This window comes from Mesorhizobium sp. M0030 (genome assembly GCF_040323695.1).
Taxonomy (GTDB): domain Bacteria; phylum Pseudomonadota; class Alphaproteobacteria; order Rhizobiales; family Rhizobiaceae; genus Mesorhizobium.
In genome coordinates, this window is the sequence record NZ_JAMYVE010000002.1 from 266,444 (window position 1) to 283,751 (window position 17,308).

Annotated in this window: 21 protein-coding genes, 3 tRNA genes and 2 pseudogenes; 14 read left to right on the plus strand and 12 right to left on the minus strand. The window is 63.2% G+C overall.

The window, feature by feature from the left end:
* Nucleotides 1-48 precede the first annotated feature (48 nt).
* From speB to NKJ80_RS05185, 3 genes are all read left to right on the plus strand, one after another.
* Nucleotides 49-852 (plus strand): agmatinase, encoded by an 804-nt coding sequence (gene speB, locus NKJ80_RS05175; RefSeq protein WP_023689064.1) that lies wholly within the window; start codon nt 49-51, stop codon nt 850-852.
* Nucleotides 853-915: 63 nt separating this feature from the next.
* On the plus strand, nt 916-1,689 hold the full coding sequence (dapB, locus tag NKJ80_RS05180; protein WP_023689063.1) for a 4-hydroxy-tetrahydrodipicolinate reductase: 774 nt from the start codon (nt 916-918) through the stop codon (nt 1,687-1,689).
* 237 nt (nt 1,690-1,926) lie between these two features.
* Nucleotides 1,927-2,160 carry a DUF680 domain-containing protein gene (locus NKJ80_RS05185; protein ID WP_023689062.1) on the plus strand — a complete coding sequence of 78 codons (234 nt, stop codon included), beginning with the start codon at nt 1,927-1,929 and terminating at the stop codon, nt 2,158-2,160.
* Nucleotides 2,161-2,353: 193 nt separating this feature from the next.
* On the opposite strand, the gene NKJ80_RS05190 is transcribed toward NKJ80_RS05185, so the two are convergent.
* The 3 genes from NKJ80_RS05190 to purM are packed head-to-tail and all read right to left on the minus strand — an operon-like array spanning nt 2,354 to nt 4,668.
* Nucleotides 2,354-2,878, minus strand: a complete 525-nt coding sequence (locus tag NKJ80_RS05190) for a SixA phosphatase family protein (protein WP_023705321.1) — start codon at nt 2,876-2,878, stop codon at nt 2,354-2,356.
* A gap of 6 nt (nt 2,879-2,884) precedes the next feature.
* Nucleotides 2,885-3,592: a phosphoribosylglycinamide formyltransferase gene (purN, locus tag NKJ80_RS05195; RefSeq protein ID WP_023689060.1), complete on the minus strand. Its 708-nt coding sequence runs from the start codon at nt 3,590-3,592 to the stop codon at nt 2,885-2,887.
* Complete coding sequence (purM, locus tag NKJ80_RS05200; protein ID WP_023689059.1) at nt 3,589-4,668, minus strand: phosphoribosylformylglycinamidine cyclo-ligase; 1,080 nt, start codon at nt 4,666-4,668, stop codon at nt 3,589-3,591. Before purM ends, purN begins: the two co-directional genes overlap by 4 nt.
* 187 nt (nt 4,669-4,855) lie before the next feature.
* On the opposite strand from purM, the pseudogene NKJ80_RS05205 reads away from it, so the two are divergent.
* The 5 genes and pseudogenes from NKJ80_RS05205 (at nt 4,856) to NKJ80_RS05225 (ending at nt 8,074) form a co-directional block, all read left to right on the plus strand.
* Nucleotides 4,856-5,411, plus strand: a pseudogene (locus NKJ80_RS05205) (CDP-alcohol phosphatidyltransferase family protein).
* A complete protein-coding gene (locus NKJ80_RS05210; protein WP_023711891.1) occupies nt 5,383-6,576 on the plus strand; it encodes an AI-2E family transporter in 1,194 nt (397 codons plus the stop codon). Before NKJ80_RS05205 ends, NKJ80_RS05210 begins: the two are co-directional and overlap by 29 nt.
* Before the next feature lie 2 nt (nt 6,577-6,578).
* Nucleotides 6,579-7,283 (plus strand): DnaA regulatory inactivator HdaA, encoded by a 705-nt coding sequence (hdaA, locus tag NKJ80_RS05215; RefSeq protein WP_023670288.1) that lies wholly within the window; start codon nt 6,579-6,581, stop codon nt 7,281-7,283.
* Between the two features lie 123 nt (nt 7,284-7,406).
* The gene (locus NKJ80_RS05220) at nt 7,407-7,661 is read left to right on the plus strand and encodes a FitA-like ribbon-helix-helix domain-containing protein (RefSeq protein ID WP_023670289.1); all 255 of its coding nucleotides are present in this window, start codon (nt 7,407-7,409) and stop codon (nt 7,659-7,661) included.
* Nucleotides 7,658-8,074 (plus strand): type II toxin-antitoxin system VapC family toxin, encoded by a 417-nt coding sequence (locus tag NKJ80_RS05225; RefSeq protein WP_023684763.1) that lies wholly within the window; start codon nt 7,658-7,660, stop codon nt 8,072-8,074. Before NKJ80_RS05220 ends, NKJ80_RS05225 begins: the two co-directional genes overlap by 4 nt.
* Before the next feature lie 307 nt (nt 8,075-8,381).
* On the opposite strand, the gene NKJ80_RS05230 is transcribed toward NKJ80_RS05225, so the two are convergent.
* From NKJ80_RS05230 to NKJ80_RS05245, 4 genes are all read right to left on the minus strand, one after another.
* Entirely contained in the window at nt 8,382-8,624 is a 243-nt protein-coding gene (locus tag NKJ80_RS05230; protein ID WP_352497183.1) for a hypothetical protein, read from the minus strand.
* A 375-nt stretch (nt 8,625-8,999) separates the two neighbouring features.
* Nucleotides 9,000-9,311, minus strand: coding sequence for a hypothetical protein (locus NKJ80_RS05235; protein WP_023670292.1), 312 nt, complete (start codon nt 9,309-9,311; stop codon nt 9,000-9,002).
* A 180-nt stretch (nt 9,312-9,491) separates the two neighbouring features.
* Nucleotides 9,492-9,568: transfer RNA gene (locus NKJ80_RS05240), tRNA-Pro, on the minus strand.
* A 51-nt stretch (nt 9,569-9,619) separates the two neighbouring features.
* On the minus strand, nt 9,620-10,804 hold the full coding sequence (locus tag NKJ80_RS05245) for a flavin-containing monooxygenase (protein ID WP_352497184.1): 1,185 nt from the start codon (nt 10,802-10,804) through the stop codon (nt 9,620-9,622).
* A gap of 173 nt (nt 10,805-10,977) precedes the next feature.
* Between NKJ80_RS05245 and NKJ80_RS05250 the strand changes: the two genes are divergently transcribed.
* The 4 genes and pseudogenes from NKJ80_RS05250 (at nt 10,978) to NKJ80_RS05265 (ending at nt 11,877) form a co-directional block, all read left to right on the plus strand.
* On the plus strand, nt 10,978-11,283 hold the full coding sequence (locus NKJ80_RS05250; RefSeq protein ID WP_023670294.1) for an ETC complex I subunit: 306 nt from the start codon (nt 10,978-10,980) through the stop codon (nt 11,281-11,283).
* Between the two features lie 60 nt (nt 11,284-11,343).
* Nucleotides 11,344-11,420 (plus strand) — tRNA-Arg (locus tag NKJ80_RS05255).
* 59 nt (nt 11,421-11,479) lie between these two features.
* Nucleotides 11,480-11,803, plus strand: a pseudogene (locus NKJ80_RS05260) (HigA family addiction module antitoxin).
* Nucleotides 11,804-11,818: 15 nt separating this feature from the next.
* Nucleotides 11,819-11,877, plus strand: a tRNA-Arg gene (locus tag NKJ80_RS05265).
* 66 nt (nt 11,878-11,943) lie between these two features.
* Here the strand turns inward: NKJ80_RS05265 and NKJ80_RS05270 are convergent.
* Nucleotides 11,944-12,324, minus strand: a complete 381-nt coding sequence (locus tag NKJ80_RS05270; RefSeq protein ID WP_023743836.1) for a hypothetical protein — start codon at nt 12,322-12,324, stop codon at nt 11,944-11,946.
* Between the two features lie 166 nt (nt 12,325-12,490).
* On the opposite strand from NKJ80_RS05270, the gene NKJ80_RS05275 reads away from it, so the two are divergent.
* Both NKJ80_RS05275 and NKJ80_RS05280 read left to right on the plus strand, forming a co-directional pair.
* Complete coding sequence (locus tag NKJ80_RS05275; RefSeq protein WP_023670297.1) at nt 12,491-12,826, plus strand: antibiotic biosynthesis monooxygenase family protein; 336 nt, start codon at nt 12,491-12,493, stop codon at nt 12,824-12,826.
* On the plus strand, nt 12,826-13,716 hold the full coding sequence (locus NKJ80_RS05280; protein ID WP_023742343.1) for an alpha/beta fold hydrolase: 891 nt from the start codon (nt 12,826-12,828) through the stop codon (nt 13,714-13,716). Before NKJ80_RS05275 ends, NKJ80_RS05280 begins: the two co-directional genes overlap by 1 nt.
* A gap of 46 nt (nt 13,717-13,762) precedes the next feature.
* Here the strand turns inward: NKJ80_RS05280 and NKJ80_RS05285 are convergent, their stop codons facing one another.
* From NKJ80_RS05285 to NKJ80_RS05300, 4 genes are all read right to left on the minus strand, one after another.
* Nucleotides 13,763-14,377: a LysE family translocator gene (locus NKJ80_RS05285; RefSeq protein ID WP_245261757.1), complete on the minus strand. Its 615-nt coding sequence runs from the start codon at nt 14,375-14,377 to the stop codon at nt 13,763-13,765.
* Between the two features lie 107 nt (nt 14,378-14,484).
* Nucleotides 14,485-15,291 carry an ABC transporter permease gene (locus NKJ80_RS05290; protein ID WP_352443694.1) on the minus strand — a complete coding sequence of 269 codons (807 nt, stop codon included), beginning with the start codon at nt 15,289-15,291 and terminating at the stop codon, nt 14,485-14,487.
* Entirely contained in the window at nt 15,291-16,124 is an 834-nt protein-coding gene (locus NKJ80_RS05295; RefSeq protein WP_023670301.1) for an ABC transporter permease, read from the minus strand. Before NKJ80_RS05295 ends, NKJ80_RS05290 begins: the two co-directional genes overlap by 1 nt.
* A 21-nt stretch (nt 16,125-16,145) precedes the next feature.
* Entirely contained in the window at nt 16,146-17,261 is a 1,116-nt protein-coding gene (locus NKJ80_RS05300) for an ABC transporter substrate-binding protein (RefSeq protein WP_023754686.1), read from the minus strand.
* Nucleotides 17,262-17,308: the final 47 nt, after the last annotated feature.

The window sequence follows — 17,308 nt, forward strand, 5'->3', positions numbered from 1 at the left end:
CAGATGCCGGGTTTAGCGAGATTGCCTGTTGCCGGAGATCGCACGCCGATGACCAGGGTTTCGCTTCTGGGAATACCACATGACGAGAACTCGTCCTATCTCAAGGGCGCGGCTGCAGCGCCGGCCCTGATCCGGCGCGAACTCAAAAGCGACGCGCACAGCTCGTGGAGCGAAACCGGCTTCGATGTGGCGGACAGTTTCGTCGACCACGGCGACATCGACTTTTCAGGCGCCGGCGATCCGTGGGAGCGAATCGAGGCCGAGGTCGGCCGCGCGCTGGATGCCGGCCACCCGTTGATCAGCCTCGGCGGCGATCATGCCATCGCCTGGCCGGTGCTGCGTGCCGTGCGCCGCCGCCATGCCAGGCTAACGATCGTCCAGATCGACGCCCATCCCGACATCTACGATGCCTATCAGGGCAACAGGCGGTCCCACACCTCGTCCTTCGCGCGCATCCTGGAGGAGGGGCTGGCTGACCGGCTGATCCAGATCGGCTTGCGCACCCTCAATGATGAGCTTCGTGACCAGCTCAAGCGCTTCGGCGTCGAAATGATCGAGGCGCGGCATTTCAGCGAGGATCTGCAGCTCGATCTCAAGACGCCGGTCTATCTCTCGATCGATCTCGACGGCCTCGACCCGGCTTGTGCGCCCGGCGTGTCGCACCGCGAACCCGGTGGTCTTACAACCCGGCAAGTGATCAACCTGATCCAGCGGATCGACCAGCCCATCGTCGGCGCCGATGTCGTCGAATACAATGCAAGCCAGGACGTCTCCAATCTCACCGCGCTGGTTGCCGCCAAGCTGGTCAAGGAGATCGCCGGCATGATGCTCAAGACGCATGGCGCCGGCTGAATCAATCTGGCAGGGCGGCATAGTAGATCATTGTTGCGACTCGCATTTCCAGTGAAAGCCGCCATGCCGCATCCATTGAAAATAGCCATAGCCGGTGCGCTCGGCCGCATGGGCAGGGAGATGGCGCTGGCCGTCGAGACCGATCCCAGGCTGGCGCTCGTCGCCCGCTTTCACAGGCCGGGCAGCATCGGTGAGGGGCTGGTCGAGCGCGACGAAGCACTGGCGCTTGCGGATGTCGTCATCGATTTCACCACGCCTGCGGCCTCCGTCGATCTTGCACAAGCTTGCGCGGCCCGCGGCGGCCCGGCGCTGGTCATCGGCTCGACCGGCTTCGAGCCGGCCGATCTCGCCGCCATCGCTACTGCTTCGAACTCCGTCGCCATCGTTCGCTCCGGCAGCTACTCGCTCGGGCTCAGCATGCTGACCGGGCTGGTCGAGCAGGCGGCGCGAGCACTTGGTCCCGACACCGACATCGAAATCCTGGAAGCGCATCACCGCATGAAGGTCGACGCACCGTCGGGCACGGCGCTGATACTGGGCGAGGCGGCCGCTCGCGGACATGGCGTCAGGCTGGACGATGTGGCGAAACGCATCCGCGACGGCGTTACAGGTCCACGCCCTGCCGGCGAGATCGGCTTTGCCGTGCTGCGCGGCGGCAGCATCGTCGGCGAGCACAGCGTGAGCTTGCTGGCCGAGGGCGAGACGCTCACGCTTTCCCATTCGGCCGCCGACCGCTCGATGTTCGCGCGCGGCGCCATTGCGGCAGCACGCTGGGTCGCCGTCCGGCCGCCCCGCGAATACGACATGCGCGACGTACTGGGCTTCACGACCTTTTGAGATGCAAGCGTAACGCAACGAGGGGCGTTGCGAGGTCGGAGCCGTATAGAGAATAGAATATAGCAACAACTACGCCATTTCGCGCCTTCCTAGACCGAACCGAACGGTTCGGTTCGCACATTTTTGTGATTGGCAATGGCAGCAACGCACACCCATTTCGGGGTGGTCCGAGCGACGCGAATTCCTCCCAAGGCACGCCACTTGACGGACAGAACTGAAAAATCTGGATTACCTGAAATGACCAAGATCGCACTTACCGCTGCTGCCATCCTCCTTGCCACCGGCACCGCTTTCGCAGGCAGCGACCACTACGGCTCCGACAGCGTCAACCAGCCTGCTGTAACAGCGCCCGCCGGCAACATCGATCACAATTATACCGCCTCGATCCGCAAGCCGGCCAGCCTCGGCGATTTCACGATCAAGGGCGACTCGAACCAGCCGGAATCCGGCCAGGGCATCTGGGGTCGTTGATTTTCTGAGAAATCTACGACCACAAAGAGCGGTGGGCCCGGCCCACCGCTCTTGTTTTTATGCAATCGACTCGGGGCCGCAAAGATCTTGAATCAATCCGCCAGCAATTGGTCCTATCTCCTTGTTTGACCGTGGTCTTTTCAAAACACGGTTTGCGGCTGTCACCTGCGGCTAGCCCGTTAGGCAGCTTGGTCTAGCTTAGATCCTTCGGCTTGATGCAATGCGTCAACCGGGCCGCGCCGAAGCCGAGATCCGCCCAGTCGCCGTCGATGACAAAGCGGGCAAGGGCGCCGGTCGGGAATTTCTCTTCAAGTTTCCTGAGAGCAGCCACACCCGATCGCGGACCGGCGAGCCGGCGGGCAAAGTCCTCCAGGCCGGGATTATGGCCGAGCACCAGGAGACAGCTAGCCGATGCGACTGCCTGCTGCAGCTCGGCCAGAATGTCGCCAGCCGTGGCTTCGAAAAGCGCCTCGGCGAACTCCACCGTTACGCTCGCCGACAGTTCCGCCGAGACCAGCCGCCATGTCTCGCGCGTACGCAGCGCCGGCGACACCAGCGCCAGGTCAGGCAGCCAACTGCGCCGGGCCAGTTCGCGCCCCATCAGCGGCGCCGTCTTCAGCCCGCGCGGCCCGAGCGGCCGGTCGAAATCAGCAAGCGCCGGGTCGTCCCAGCTCGACTTGGCGTGGCGCAGCAGGAGCAATTGTCTCGGTGTCGCCATGTCGGCCTACGGCGTGATCCGCGCCAGATGTTCGAGATCGCGTTCTTCGCGCAGCGGGTCGGGCGCCATCACCACGGAAGTTCCGTTTTCGGCATCGTCGGCGAAATGCGCCAGCACGGTGCGGCCGCCTTCCATGTGCGCCTTGCCGTCGGCGACCAGCCCGAGTGCCAGCGCATAAAGCCGGTGCTCGGCCTTCAGCACTCTGGCGGCCAGCGTGTCTTCGTTGTCGCCGACCATCACCGGCACCGCTGCCTGCGCGATGATCGGGCCGTCATCCATCTCTGATGTGACGAAATGCACCGTGCAGCCATGAATGCGAATGCCGGCGCGCAGGGCGCGCGCATGCGTATCGAGCCCTTTGAAGGCCGGCAGCAGGGCAGGGTGGATGTTGAGCATGCGCCCTTGCCACTTCTCGACCAGGCCGCGGGAGAGAATGCGCAGATAGCCGGCCAGCGCCACGATCTCGGCATTGAACGCAATCAGCGCGGCGTCGATCGCCGCATCATGGGCTTCCTTGCTGGCATGGTCGGCGCGCACGATGACCTTGGTCGGGATACCGCGCGCGGCCGCGATGCCGAGGCCGGCGGCGTTGGCCCGGTCGGAAATGACGCCAACGATCTCGGCGGGATAGGCCGGGTCGCTCGCCGCCGCGATTAGCGCCGTCATGTTCGAGCCGCGTCCCGAGATCAAAACAACCGTGCGTTTCCTGCTCATAGGCCGATCGAGCCCCGATAGATAACGCCGGCGTCGCGGCGCGGCACGATGCGGCCGATCGGCGTCACCGTCTCGCCGGCCTCCTGCAGCACGGCTGCGACCTGTGCGGCCTGGCCGGAGGCGACGACGAGGATCATGCCGATACCGCAGTTGAAGGTGCGCATCATCTCCTCCGGCGCCACGCCGCCAGTCTTCGCCAGCCAGGAAAACACCTGCGGCACATCGATGGCATTGAGATCGAGCTCTGCGGAAAAGTCCTTTGGCAGGACGCGCGGGATGTTTTCGGGGAAACCGCCGCCGGTGATGTGGGCCAGCGCCTTGATGCCGTGCGTGCCACGGATCGCTTTGAGGACCGACTTCACATAGATGCGGGTCGGCTCGAGCAGCGCCTCTGCCAGCGTCGCCTCATCGTTGAACGGCGCCGGATCGCCCCAGGCAAGACCGCTGACGCCAACGATGCGGCGCACCAGCGAAAAGCCATTCGAATGCAGGCCCGAGGAAGCCAGGCCAAGCAGCACGTCGCCTTCGACGATATCGTCGGTCGGCAGCAACTGGCCGCGTTCGGCAGCACCGACGGCGAAACCGGCCAGGTCGTAATCCTTGTCGTGATACATGCCGGGCATTTCGGCCGTCTCGCCGCCGATCAGCGCGCAGCCGGCCTGTCGGCAGCCGATTGCTATGCCGCCGACGATTGCCGCCCCCTGGTCGGGGTCGAGCTTGCCGGTGGCGAAATAGTCGAGGAAGAACAGTGGCTCGGCGCCCTGCACGACGATGTCGTTGACGCACATGGCGACGAGGTCGATGCCGATCGTGTCGTGCTTGCCGGCATCGATGGCGATCTTCAGCTTGGTGCCGACGCCGTCATTGGCGGCAACCAGCACCGGATCCGTGAAACCCGCCGCCTTGAGGTCGAACAGGCCGCCAAAACCGCCGATCTCGCCATCGGCGCCCGGCCGGCGCGTCGCGCGCACCAGCGGCTTGATCTTCTCGACCATGAGGTTGCCGGCATCGATGTCGACGCCCGCCTCGGCATAGGTGAGCCCGTTCTTGCGCTTGGCCCGGTCGCCCTTGCTCATCGTCGGCGCATCCCTGTTTCCCTCGGCGGCTCTTCGCATGAATGGTTTCGGGGGGCAAGGATGACGACAGGATACCGGGCTTTTGCCCAAGATAAATACGTGGACAGTCGCCCCTTCACCGCTGGTCCTTGCACCCACAATCCAACTCCATCATCTATCTGCAGAATAAGCATGGCGGGACATGCCTTTGACCATTCCCAACCTCATCACCATCCTGCGCTTCGTGCTGGTTCCGGCCGTCGTACTGGCGATGCTGAACATGCGCTGGGACTGGGCCTTTGCCGGCTTTCTCGTTGCAGGCATTTCCGATGGCGTCGACGGCTTCATCGCCCGCCGCTTCAACCAGCAATCGAGACTAGGCGCCTATCTCGATCCGATGGCCGACAAGGTGCTTCTGGTCTCGGTGTTCGTGGTCATGGGCTTCATCGGGAAATTGCCGCTGTGGCTGGTGGTGACCATGGTGTCACGCGATGCGCTGATCATCTGCGCCGTGCTCTTGTCCACGGTCATGGCGCATCCGGTCGAGATGAAGCCGCTCTATGTGTCGAAGGCCAACACCGCCGCCCAGATCGTGCTGGCGCCGTGTGCTGGGCGAACTTGCCCTTGGCCTCCGCCTCGACCCGCTCAGGCCTGCGCTCATATTGCTGTCCGGGGTCTTGACCGTGGCTTCGGCCGCGGCCTATCTCGTGGCTTGGCTGAGGCATATGAGCGGCTATGGCGAAGGCTCCACCCCGGGTAGTTGACAAGAATGCCGCGACTGCCGCGTTAGCAGACGCGGCTGCGTCCCTGGCGTTTCGCCGCCAGATTTTCTTCTGGCTGGGCACGGCAATCTTCCTGGCGCTGTTCCTCTACATTTTTTCCAGCATCCTGTTGCCGTTCGTTGCCGGCATGGTGCTGGCCTATTTTCTCGACCCGGTCGCCGACCGGCTGCAACGCCTCGGCCTCTCCCGGCTGATGGCGACGGTGGTCATCCTGATTGCCTTCATCGTCCTTTTGGTGCTGGCCTTCGTCATCCTGGTTCCGGTACTGGCCACGCAGATGGCCGATTTCGCCAGCAAGCTGCCGGAATATCTGACCCGGCTGCAGTCGCTGATCACCAGCTTCGATCCGAAATGGCTGGAGCAGAAATTCGGCGTCAATGCCAATGGCCTGCGCGACGGGCTGAATTCGCTGCTCACTTCCGGTTTCGGCCTGCTGAGCACCGTCTTCACCTCGATCTGGAGTTCCGGCGTTGCTCTGGTGTCGGTGGTCAGCCTGTTCGTGGTCACTCCGGTTGTCGCTTTCTACATGCTGCTCGACTGGGATCGCATGGTGGCGGTCGTCGACAGCTGGGTGCCGCGTGATTATGTCGGGACGGTCAGGGCGATCTCCAGGGACATCAACACCGCGACCGCCGGCTTCGTGCGCGGCCAGGGCACGCTGTGCCTGGTGCTCGGCGGCATGTATGCCACCGGCCTGACGCTGACCGGGCTGAATTTCGCCATCCTCATCGGCCTCTTCGCCGGGCTGATCTCGTTTATCCCTTATGTCGGCTCGCTGACCGGACTGGTCCTGGCCGTCGGGGTCGCCTTCGTCCAGTTCTGGCCGGACTGGACCATGATCGTTGCTGTCGCGGTGGTCTTCTTCATCGGCCAGTTCATCGAGGGCAACATCCTCCAGCCGAGGCTGGTCGGAAAAAGCGTCGGCCTACACCCGGTCTGGCTGATGTTTGCGCTGTTCGCTTTCGGCGCCCTGTTCGGCTTCGTCGGCCTTTTGATCGCCGTTCCTGCTTCGGCGGCGGTTGCCGTGCTGGTGCGGTTTGCCATTGCCCGCTATCTCGAATCGCCTCTCTACAAGGGACACTCCACCGAGCCCGTCCCGCCGCTGCCCGCCGCTCGCGGCGGGGGCCACCGGTCGCCGCGCGGCTGAACGTGACGGATCATAAGACCGAACCGCCGCGCCAGCTGCCGCTCGACCTTGGCCACGGCACCGGCTACTCGCGCGACGAACTGGTGGTGTCGGCCACCAACCGCGAGGCGGCAGCCCTTGTCGACCGCTGGCCGGACTGGCCGTCGCCGGTAATCGTGCTCGCCGGCCCGGCCGGTTCCGGCAAGACACATCTGGGTTCGATCTGGCAAGCGCGGGCCAACGCTGTGGCGGTCGATACCCAGCGCATCGGCAATGCCATCACCGGGCTTGGCGGCAGGCCGGCGCTGATCGACGATGTCGACAAGACAGCCATCGACGAGGCGGGCCTGTTCCATCTCATCAATGAAGTGCGCGGCGCCGGGGCCACCTTGCTGTTGACGGCGCGGCGCTTCCCCGCCGCCTGGAGGGTGACGTTGCCCGATCTCGCCTCGCGGCTGAAGGCGGCGGCAACGGTCGAGATCCATGAGCCGGACGATTTGCTTCTGGCTGGTGTCATCACCAAACTCTTCGCCGACCGCCAGGTCGAGGTCGAGCCGCATGTCGTGCAATATCTGGTGCGCCGCATCGAGCGCTCACTGGCCACCGCCATGCGCGTGGTCGAACGCCTCGACCGCACCGCGCTCGAGCGCAAGACGCCGATCACCAGGGCGCTCGCCGCCGAAACCGTCAGCGCAATGGACGAAGGGCAGGGCGAGTTCGAGGTTTAGATCCTGCTGCAATTCCCTGGACGGCGATTGTCGATCCCGCCCGTGCGACGTTTTCAAAACATGCATGGTGACATCACCTGAAATAATATGATACTTTCAATCAATGACATCGGAGCGATATCAATGCCTGCAGTGACCGTCCGAAATCTTCCGGAAGCGACCCACCGAGCTCTGCGTGTACGGGCGGCCTTGCACGGTCGCAGCACCGAGGCCGAGATACGCGACATTCTGGAAAACGCGGTGCGGCCGGACGGCCGTGTGAAACTCGGCTCCGTTCTGGCAGACATTGCCCGACGCGCCGGGCTGACCAATGAAGACGTGGAGGTCCTGGAGCAGGCTCGCGACAAGGCGCCGGCCGAACCGCTGGGGTTCGAATGATCCTCCTCGATACCAATGTCGTTTCGGAGGCCATGAAGCCCGAACCGCATCAAGCTGTGTTGGCCTGGCTTGATGACCAGGCCGAGGAAACGCTTTACCTCTCCAGTGTGACGCTCGCCGAAGTGCTGTTCGGCATCGAGGCCATGCCGGCGGGTCGTCGCAAGGCTGCGCTCGCTGAAACCTTCGCCGGTGTGTGCGCCGTGTTTGAGCGCCGCATCCTGCCTTTCGATACCGAGGCGGCCCGGCACTATGCCCGACTTGCAGTGAAGGCGAGGGCAGCCGGCAAGGGGTTTCCTGTGCCCGACGGCTACATCGCGGCAATCGCCTCCGCAAACGGCTTTCATGTCGCCTCGCGTGACACGGCGCCATTCCATGCGGCCGGCGTGCCTGTCATCGATCCTTGGCAGCCGTAACCAGGTACGGCAGCCCGACCAGAGCGCGAGCTGCGAACATGCGTTTCGGCAGGATTTCCTCTTCAGCGACGACAGCGTGTTCGAATGAATACACTCGATCTCTCCGTGCCCACCGCCGCATGAGGGCCGCTGTCCCATTTCGGGAAACATTATTTGGCATCCGTCTTGCACCTGGGAACTTGCCGGCTGACCCCGGTCCTGGTCGCGTTCCTGATCGGGTTGTAGGCTCGCCGGGAGTGATGATTGGGGTTCTCGCCCGGCGAGCTTACCTTCGTAGAGCAGTCACCGGAGTGTCCGGGAGGGTGCCCTATAGCCACAACGCCGCCAGATACCGGACCAGCAGATAGACCACCGTATGCGCTGCCACGTAGCACGCGGCGACGACGACAAAGAACAGCACGCTGGCGGGCCACGAGCGGGGAGGGCCTTGCCTCTTGCTCGGCCGGTTGTTCCAGATCCACAGGGCCGCACAGATAATGGCCCAGACGACGACGAACGGAACCGTGATGCCGATGTAAGCGAAGTACGCAGGCCAATCAGCGAAAGCCATGCCTCGAGACCAAGCATCCAGAATCTCCCCTTTGCCCGAAGTCTAATGCATGTCGCTCAAAGTGGTCCCGGTTTTGAGAGAACGACATGCATCACCTGGATACGTTTCAGCGCGACGCGCTTTTAGACCGGCGATAGAGGTGGAAGCGAGGGGATTATCCCTGCGTCGGATTTTCAGCCAAACCCGCCGAAGGGATGCTGTTCGATGATACGGGCGCCTGATGCATGTCGCTCAAGTGGCCCCGGTTTTGAGAGAACCACATGCATCAACAAGACCTCAAGCGCGTCGCGTGAGTCCGTTCAAATGAGACGCGCTTTAGGTCAGATTGGTGCTCCGGTCGCCAAACTCGGCCGTAGCAGGTCTAAAGCGATCGGATCAGCCGCAGACCCTGACCTCTTCGACGACCCTGTGGTGATGGCGCCAGTGCCTGACCAGTTCGATATGGCAGCGGTGATGGCGATGGTGGCGCCGCCATTGGCCATCCTGGTTGTCGCTGTAGTCGTCGCCATAGTCGTCGCTATAGTCTTTGTGGCGCTGGTGATGGCGAAGAATCTGTATATCGCCATCGTCGGACGAATATTGATCGTCGTCATCGGACTGGATAGTCAGACTGGCGGCTTGCGCCGGTGCGATCAAAGCCGCCGTTCCGGCGAACGCGATCATCGAGGCGACGAGAAGGGTTTTCATTGTTGGCTCCTTGCATTGAACATACACAACTCTCGGAGCGAACTGCCGTTCCAATACAAATTGTAGGTCGATCGGCGAGCGGCTGCTGCTGGGCAATGTGTGCCGCCAGGCGCAACCGGCGAGGCAGCCATTGGCGACCTTGGGGGTGACCTGGGCAAGGATGGGCTTTGTGGGAAGAAATGGTCGGAGTGGAGAGATTCGAACTCCCGACCCTCTGGTCCCAAACCAGATGCGCTACCAGGCTGCGCTACACTCCGAGGCCCTGCGGCGTATACGGTTCCGAACCCTGTCGCGCAACCCCTAAATCGTCAAACGGGGCTTGGCGGTCTGCGCTCCCGTGCAATCCTGGCTGCGATCGCTTTGGCCTGGATGCGGGCATTGGCGAAGCAGCCGCGGATGCTTGGCCGCATGCCGGTGAACCACAGGCCCGGCAGTCGCGGGTCGCTGTCGGCGCCGTTGAACAGCGGCACGCCCTTTTCGTCGAGCACGCCGAGCTTGCCCAGCATGGCCTCGAGCCCGGTGCGGTAGCCGGTCGCGGCGATGACGATATCGGGCTGGATCGTCGCGCCATCGTCGAAAACGACCGTGTCGCCGGTAAATTCCCGCACGGTTGGCAGCACGATGATCCTGCGGTCCTTGATGGCATCGACGGCGCCGTCATCGGTGGCGATGGCGGTATAATCCGACGCCAGCCGGCTTGCGCCGCCCGAAGGCGTCGGCGGCAGGCCGTAGGCCGTGAGGTCGCCGAAGGCCCATCGCTGCGTCGCCGCCATCACCGCATCGGCGAGCTTGAACGGCAGCCGCGCCAGGATCGGCGAAAACCGGTGGACGGCGATCTGGCCGAGGCGCTTGGGCAGCAGTGCCGGACCGTTGCGCGCCGACAGCCAGATCTGTCCCGTGCCGGCCGCCGCCAGGTGATTGAGCACGTCGAAGCCGGAATTGCCGGCGCCGACGACCAGCACTTTCTTGCCCGCATAGGCCTTGGCGTCGCCGAATGCGGCCGAATGGATGATGTGTCCGGCAAAGGCCTTCATGCCTTTCCAGGCCGGAATGAAGGGCTGCCGGTCGCGCCCGGTGGCGATGACGACATGGCGCGCCAGCCGCGGCCCGGCACTGGTCCGCACAAGCCAGTGGTCGCCCTCGAAGCCTATCTCCTCGACCGCGATGCCGAACTCGACCGGCAGCCGGTGCATGGCGTGGAATTCGTTCAAATGGCCGATGATGGTGTTTCGGTGCGGAAAGGCAGGGGTGCCGGCAGGAAAGGAAACGCCCGGCAGCGCCGAAAGGTCGCGATGCGTGTTGAGATGCAGTCGCTCGTGCCGGCCGTGCCATGGCTCGGCCAGCCGGGCTTCCTTTTCCAACACCATCACAGGCACGCCGGTCTTGAGCAGCGCATGGGCTGCGGTCAAGCCGGCTGCCCCGGCGCCGATCACGATCGCGCCGTCGAAAATCGCTTGGCTGCCGGCCTCGGCGTGCAAAATCCCTGCGTCCATGCCTCTTTGTGTCGCCATCATGACCATGACTTTTGATGCTACGCCAGTGTATCCAGTCGATGCCGCTGCCGAAGCGGCCTGGTTGCAGGCCGCTTCGGCCTTGCCGTCGGCAGTGTTGCACAGTATTGACTGAAATAAGGCGGCGCTACCGCCAACGCAGCTACGAGGTGCCCATGTCCGCGCGTATTTTCAGCCCAGCCAAAACCGCGATGCAGTCCGGCAAGGCCAAGACCGGCCATTGGGTGCTGGAATTCGATCCCGCCCAACGCAAGAAGATCGACCCGCTGATGGGCTACACCACATCGGGCGACATGCTGAGCCAGATCAGGCTGACCTTCGACACCAGGGAAGAAGCGGTGGCCTATGCCGAAAAGCAGGGGCTGGCCTTCCGTGTCGAGGAGCCGAAAGAGACCAAGCGCCGGCAGATTTCCTACGCGGAAAATTTCCGCTATGACCGCAGGATACCCTGGACGCATTGACCGGCGGTCAGCGCCTGGCACATAGACACCAGCCGGCCAAGATATCAAATGCCGGCCAGCGGTCCCGTAGCTCAGCTGGATAGAGCACCGGCCTTCTAAGCCGATGGTCACAGGTTCGAATCCTGTCGGGATCGCCAATTTTGCCGGGTCCATTCCGGACACATAGGTTACGGTTTGTACCTGGCATGGTAGCACTCTGAAGGTGTACGAACGAAACAGAACGACCGAGCGCTGCCCTTCCCATCCTGGCGCGTTGCTCGACGACATCGTTCCCGCCACCGGCAAGACCAAGGTGGAAATCGCCAATCTGCTCGGAATCTCGCGCCCAGCAGCTCTACGATATCATCCGTGAGAAGAAGCCGGTATCGCCTGCCGTGGCCGCCCGCCTTGGCAAGATGTTCGGCGATGGCCGCGATCTGGCTCAGGATGCAGGCCGCGTGCCTGGCATGCGGAGCGCGAAGTTGACGTTAGCGCCATCCCCGACCCTGCATGCTGCCTGAAGGCAGGGCGCGTTCGCTGACGGCAGCGGTCCCGTAGCTCCGCCGGATAGAGCACCGGCCTTCTAAGCCGATGGTCACAGGTTCGAATCCTGCCAATAATTTCAATACGTTAGGTGAGGCGTCGCGGCGCCGGAGACTGAAGGTCGTCCTTGTTAGCCATCTACCGGTAAAGTTTCGGGTATTTGGCCCTCTCGCTTTGGCAACTTGCCGATCTCTGGGCCGCCATTGCGAAAGCCCTCTCATAGGTATGGATGGCCATGTTGAACTTTCGGGGGTCTGGGGTCAGGTGTTTGTCCCGCCCATCATACAAAAGGACCGGGACGGCGAAAATTGCTTTTCCGTCTTCCGTTGGCCTCAACGCCGGACATCTTTGCCTTACGCCAACGAGGTCACCGGCCATTCTGGCGGCCAAATTTAACCTTGCATCGGACATCCGAGCCAGGAAGTTGATGTTTTGCTGTTCCCCTTGTCCGGCCGAGGCAGCCGACAATGCGAAGAAAATTCCTGCGGTGAATACAGCGAAAGCTAGACGTAGTTTCATTGTGCCCTCCCAAGTTGAACACAAGAGAGCACGTTTGGACTTGACAGGATAGCCGCGTGTCCAGTGCAAGTTACTGTACGGAACCTTTGCCATACGTCGACTATCAGCCAGTTGTGCGGCCAGTCAGGATAGTCGGAACGCGGCGCGCCTTCGGGTGTTATAGGAGATGGCACCGAAAACCCCGACCATTGCGCGCATCTGGCGCGGCAGGACCTCGCCCGACAGGGCCGACGCCTATGAGCGCTACAATTACGAGGCTGGTATCAAGCCGCTGATCGAGAAAGCGCTTGGCGTGCAGACTTTTCGCGAGGACACGCCGACACATTCGGAATTCATCACCATCTCCTATTGGGAGAGCGTCGAGGCAATGGCCGCCTTTACCGGCGGCGATCCGCAAAGCATCCACCATCTCGACCGCGATAAGGAGTTCCTGATCGAATTGCCGAAGGGTGTCCAGGTGTTGCGCATCCTTTCCAGCCACGGAATGGTTGGCGGCAGCTGATGTTTGCGGGCTTTGACGCCAGGACCGTTCAAATGGAGGAGACATCGATCTTCGTCAGGGCCGGTGGCTCAGGGCCGCCGCTGCTGCTCCTGCATGGCTTTCCCGAAACGCATGTTATGTGGCGGGACATTGCCGTGGCATTGGCGCCGAACTTCAGCGTGGTTGCCGCCGATCTCAGGGGCTACGGCCAAAGTGGTTGTCCGGCTTCCGGAGCCGATCATGCCGCCTATTCCAAACGAGCGATGGCGCGCGACATGGTGCAGGTTATGGACGCACTCGGTTTCGACCGCTTCATGGTTGCCGGCCACGACCGTGGCGGCCGCGTCGCCTACCGCATGGCGCTCGACCACCGTGAAATCGTATCGAAGGTCGCCGTTCTCGACATCGTCCCCACGGCCTCCGCCTGGGATCGGGCCGATGCCAGGTTGGCGCTGGCCTTCTGGCCGTGGAGCCTGCTCGCCCAGCCGGAACCGCTGCCTGAGCGCCTGTTGTCCGCAGCACCCGACGCAGTTGTCGACAATGCGATCGCCGGCTGGGGCTCGGCTCCAGATGCTTTTCCCGCTGAGGTCAGGGCCGCCTATATCGAGGCGCTGCGTGATCCCGCCCATGCCCACGCCATCTGCGAGGAATATCGCGCCGCCGCAGGCATCGACCGCGAGCACGACGCGCAGGACCAGGCTGATGGCTGTCGCATCAGATGCCCGCTGCTTGCGCTCTGGAGCGGCGAGGGCGGGTTGGAGAACTGGTATGCGGAGGAGGGCGGCCCGTTGGCGATCTGGCGGCAATGGGCTGATAACGTCGGAGGCGGCTCGGTCAAGGGTGGGCATTTCTTCCCGGAAGAGCACCCCGAAGACACGGCTGCAAGGCTGTCGAGATTCTTCGCAAGCTGACTACGGGCCGATTGCTAAAATCCGGGCCTGTGTGTTCCTGTGTCGACTATCTCAGATGGCCGAGGGATTGCAGGATCAAAGTGCTCGAAAGACCAAGCAGGGCGATACCGTAAAACCGGTCGATCCACACGGCGTTCGGCCCAGCCAGAAGCCTTGCAGCCCGCGCGCCAAGGGCTGCGTAAAACGTCAGCACAAACACATCGGCAAGCGCGGCGATAATGGCCAGGATGCCATACTGGATCGCGATCGGCTCATCCACGCGGACAAAATGCGGCAGGATCGCGGGGAAAAGCAGCCAGGCCGCCGGATTTGTGACCGCCACCAGGAAGCAGCGCCCAATGAGTGCCTTGGCTGAATGGCGTGTTTCGGGAAGGTTAGGGTTGAACGAAGGTCGGGATGCGGTGCGCAGGGTACCGATGGCGACGAAAAGCAGATAGCCCGCGCCGAACATCCTGAGAGCCGAGAGATAGAATTCCGAAGCCAGCAGAAGAGCGCCGAAGCCCAGCGCGACGATGCTGATAAGAACGAAATCAGACAGTACGACGCCGGCCATGCCGAGAAACGCGCGTCGAAAACCGTAGCGGGAGCCGTTGGTAATGGCGAGCACGACGTCCGGTCCCGGAACCGCCATTCCGAGAACCGACACGAAGGCAAATGTCACCAGCGGCAGGTTTCCCATGACGCCGCGTAATGTACCCGGCGCTCACCGTCCGTAACGCCCTTCACACAGCGGCTTGGCTATCGCCGATTGTTTTTGGCCACCTTGGCTCAGTGCCCGCCGCGCATCTTCACCACCACAGTCCTCACCGCCAGCACCAGCACGGTGATGATGATCAGGATCACCGAGAGCGCGGCGATCGCCGGGTCGATGTTGTCGCGCAGGCCCATCCACATCAGCCGCGGCAGCGTGATGGCGTTGACCGAGGTGATGAACAGGGTGACGCCTATCTCTTCCCAGGACAGCACGAAGGACAGCAGCGCGGCGGTGACGATGCCGAACATGATGTTGGGCATGATGATGCGCGTGGCGCGCTCCCACACGCCGGCGCCAAGGCCGCGCGCGGCAAGGTCGATGCGGCGGTCGAGCTGGCTGAGCGAGACCAGGATCAGCACCGTGGCGAAAGGCACCGTCATCACCGAATGCGCCATGGCGACGCCAAGCCAGGTGTCGTAGCCGAAGAACGAGCTCATGCCCGAGATCGACGTCAGCAGGAAGTAGAGCGTGATCGCCGAGACCACCGGCGGCACCACCATCGGCAACACCACGAAGCCGACAAGGGTGGCCGTGAAGCGCGGCTGGAACATCCAGACGCCAAGGCTGAAGCACAGCGCCAGCACGGTGGAGATGACGCTGCTGACGATGCCGATGCGGATCGACAGCAGGATGGCGTCGAGCCAGCGCGGATCCTCGATCAGCGCGCGGTAGTGGCGCAGCGACAGTTCGCCCGTCGGCATAGCCAGCATGCGGCTTGGCGTCAGCGACACCGGGATGACCGCCAGCAGCGGCAGCAGCAGGAACAGTGCCACCAGCACGGCGAGGATCAGCGAGACGGGACCGGGGCGATAGGTCGGCATCAGATCAGTTGCTTCGGTCTGACATAGCGGAACAGCAGCGCCATGAGCGCGCCGACGAACAGCACCAGCACGACGCTGATCGCCGCACCCAGTCCCCAGTCGGGACTCTGGAAGATGCGGAGATAGATCAGCTCGGCGATCATCACGCTGCGGCCGCCGCCGAGGATCGCCGGCGTGACGAAGAAGCCGAGCGAGAAGACGAACACGATCATCGCCGAACCGATGATGCCGGAGCGCGTCATCGGCACGAACACGGTCCAGAAGGTGCGCATACGGCTGGAGCCGAGCCCGCGCGCCGCGAGCAGCACGCGCTCGTCGAGGCTGCGCATGGCGGAGGCCAGCGGGAACACCGCGAAGGGAATGAGGAAATGCGTCATGCCGACGATGACGCCGAACTCGTTGCGCACCAGCGCCAGCGGCTCGGAGATGAAGCCGATCGATTGCAGCCAGGTGTTGATCAGGCCGCGGTTGGACAAAAGCGCCACCCAGCCGAAGGCGCGGGTCAGCACCGAGATCCAGAAGGGGACGAGAATGCAGAATTCAGCGATTATGCGCTGTGCCGGGCTGCCGCGCACCCACACCATGGTGATGGCGTATGCCGCCGCCACGGAAACCACGGTGACGATCAGCGCGATGCGCAGCGTGCGGATGAACACAGACTGCACCAGGGCATCGGTGGCGAGCGCGCCATACTGGCCGAGTCCCGGTGTCGGCAAGGTGACGCTCCACTTGACGACGCCGAGGAACGGCCAGGCGTAGGCCAGCACAAGGAACAGGAGCAGCGGCGCCATCAGCACCGCCGCGCCCATCCTGTCGGAGAGGGTGCCTCTCATCGAAGCTCGTGCCCGGCCTGGTCAGGCCGAGATGATCTTGGTGTATTCGTCGAGTGCTGCCCCGTAATTCTTGGCGTACCAGTCCATGTCGAGCGCGATCTGCTTCTTCATGTTTTCGGGATCGACCGGGTTGATGCGCTTCTTGTCGGCGGGGATCAGCGCATCGGCGGCCGGATTGGCCGGACCCTGTCCGAGCTTGTCGAACATCACCAGTTGCTTTTGCGGATCCTGGGCGCTGGCGATGAACTTCATCGCTGCGTCCTTGCCGCCGGGGTTGCCCTTGAGCACGGCCAGCGCGCCGGGCGAAATCAGGCCCTGATCCCAGATGAACTTGATCTTGCCGCCCGAGTCCTGCTCGATCAGCGAGGCGCGGGTCGACCACACGATCGCCATCGAGGCTTCGCCGTTGAGCAGCACGCTCTGGCTCTCGGCGCCGCCGCCCCAGTAAGCCACGACGTTTTCCTTGAAGGCGGCGATCTTGTCATGCGCGCGCTTCAGGTCGAGCGGGTAGAGCGAGGCCGGCGCGATGCCGTCTGCGAGAAGTGCGGCTTCCCAACTCGACACGCCCCATTTGTAGAGCGAGCGCTTGCCCGGAAACTTCTTCACGTCGAAGAAGTCGGCCATGCCGGTCGGCGCGTCCTTGCCGTATTTCTCCGAATCATAGGCGATGACATAGGAGAAGAAATAGGTCGACGCCGCGTATTCCCAGCCGAACCCCTCGCGCATCTTCTTCTTGTCGACGATGGCGTAGTCGATCGGCTCGAGCGCACCCTGCGCGCCGAGCGTGATGGCCGAGAACGGGTCGACGTCGACGAGATCCCAGGTCGGCGCGCCGCTCTTGAACTGTGCGGCAATCGCGCCTTCGGTCGGGCCCGAACCGTCCATCTTGACGGCGATGCCGGTCTCCTTAGTGAAGGCCTGGCCATAGGCGGCGTCATAAGCGGTGAGGGCATCGCCACCCCAGTTGACCAGCACCAGTTCCTTGGCCTGCGCAAACGCGCCGGTCGAGCGCAGCAGCATCGGCGTGCCGGCCAGCACGAAGGCTGCAAGCTGGGTGAATTGCCGGCGCGAAATCTCGCCGCGCACAGCCCGGGCGGATAGCGCGTCCATGGCTTGTTTTTTGCTTTGGTCTGTCATTTTAGTTCCCCTTTTTCGTTGTTGGTTCCGGTGGTTATGGCGCGCTC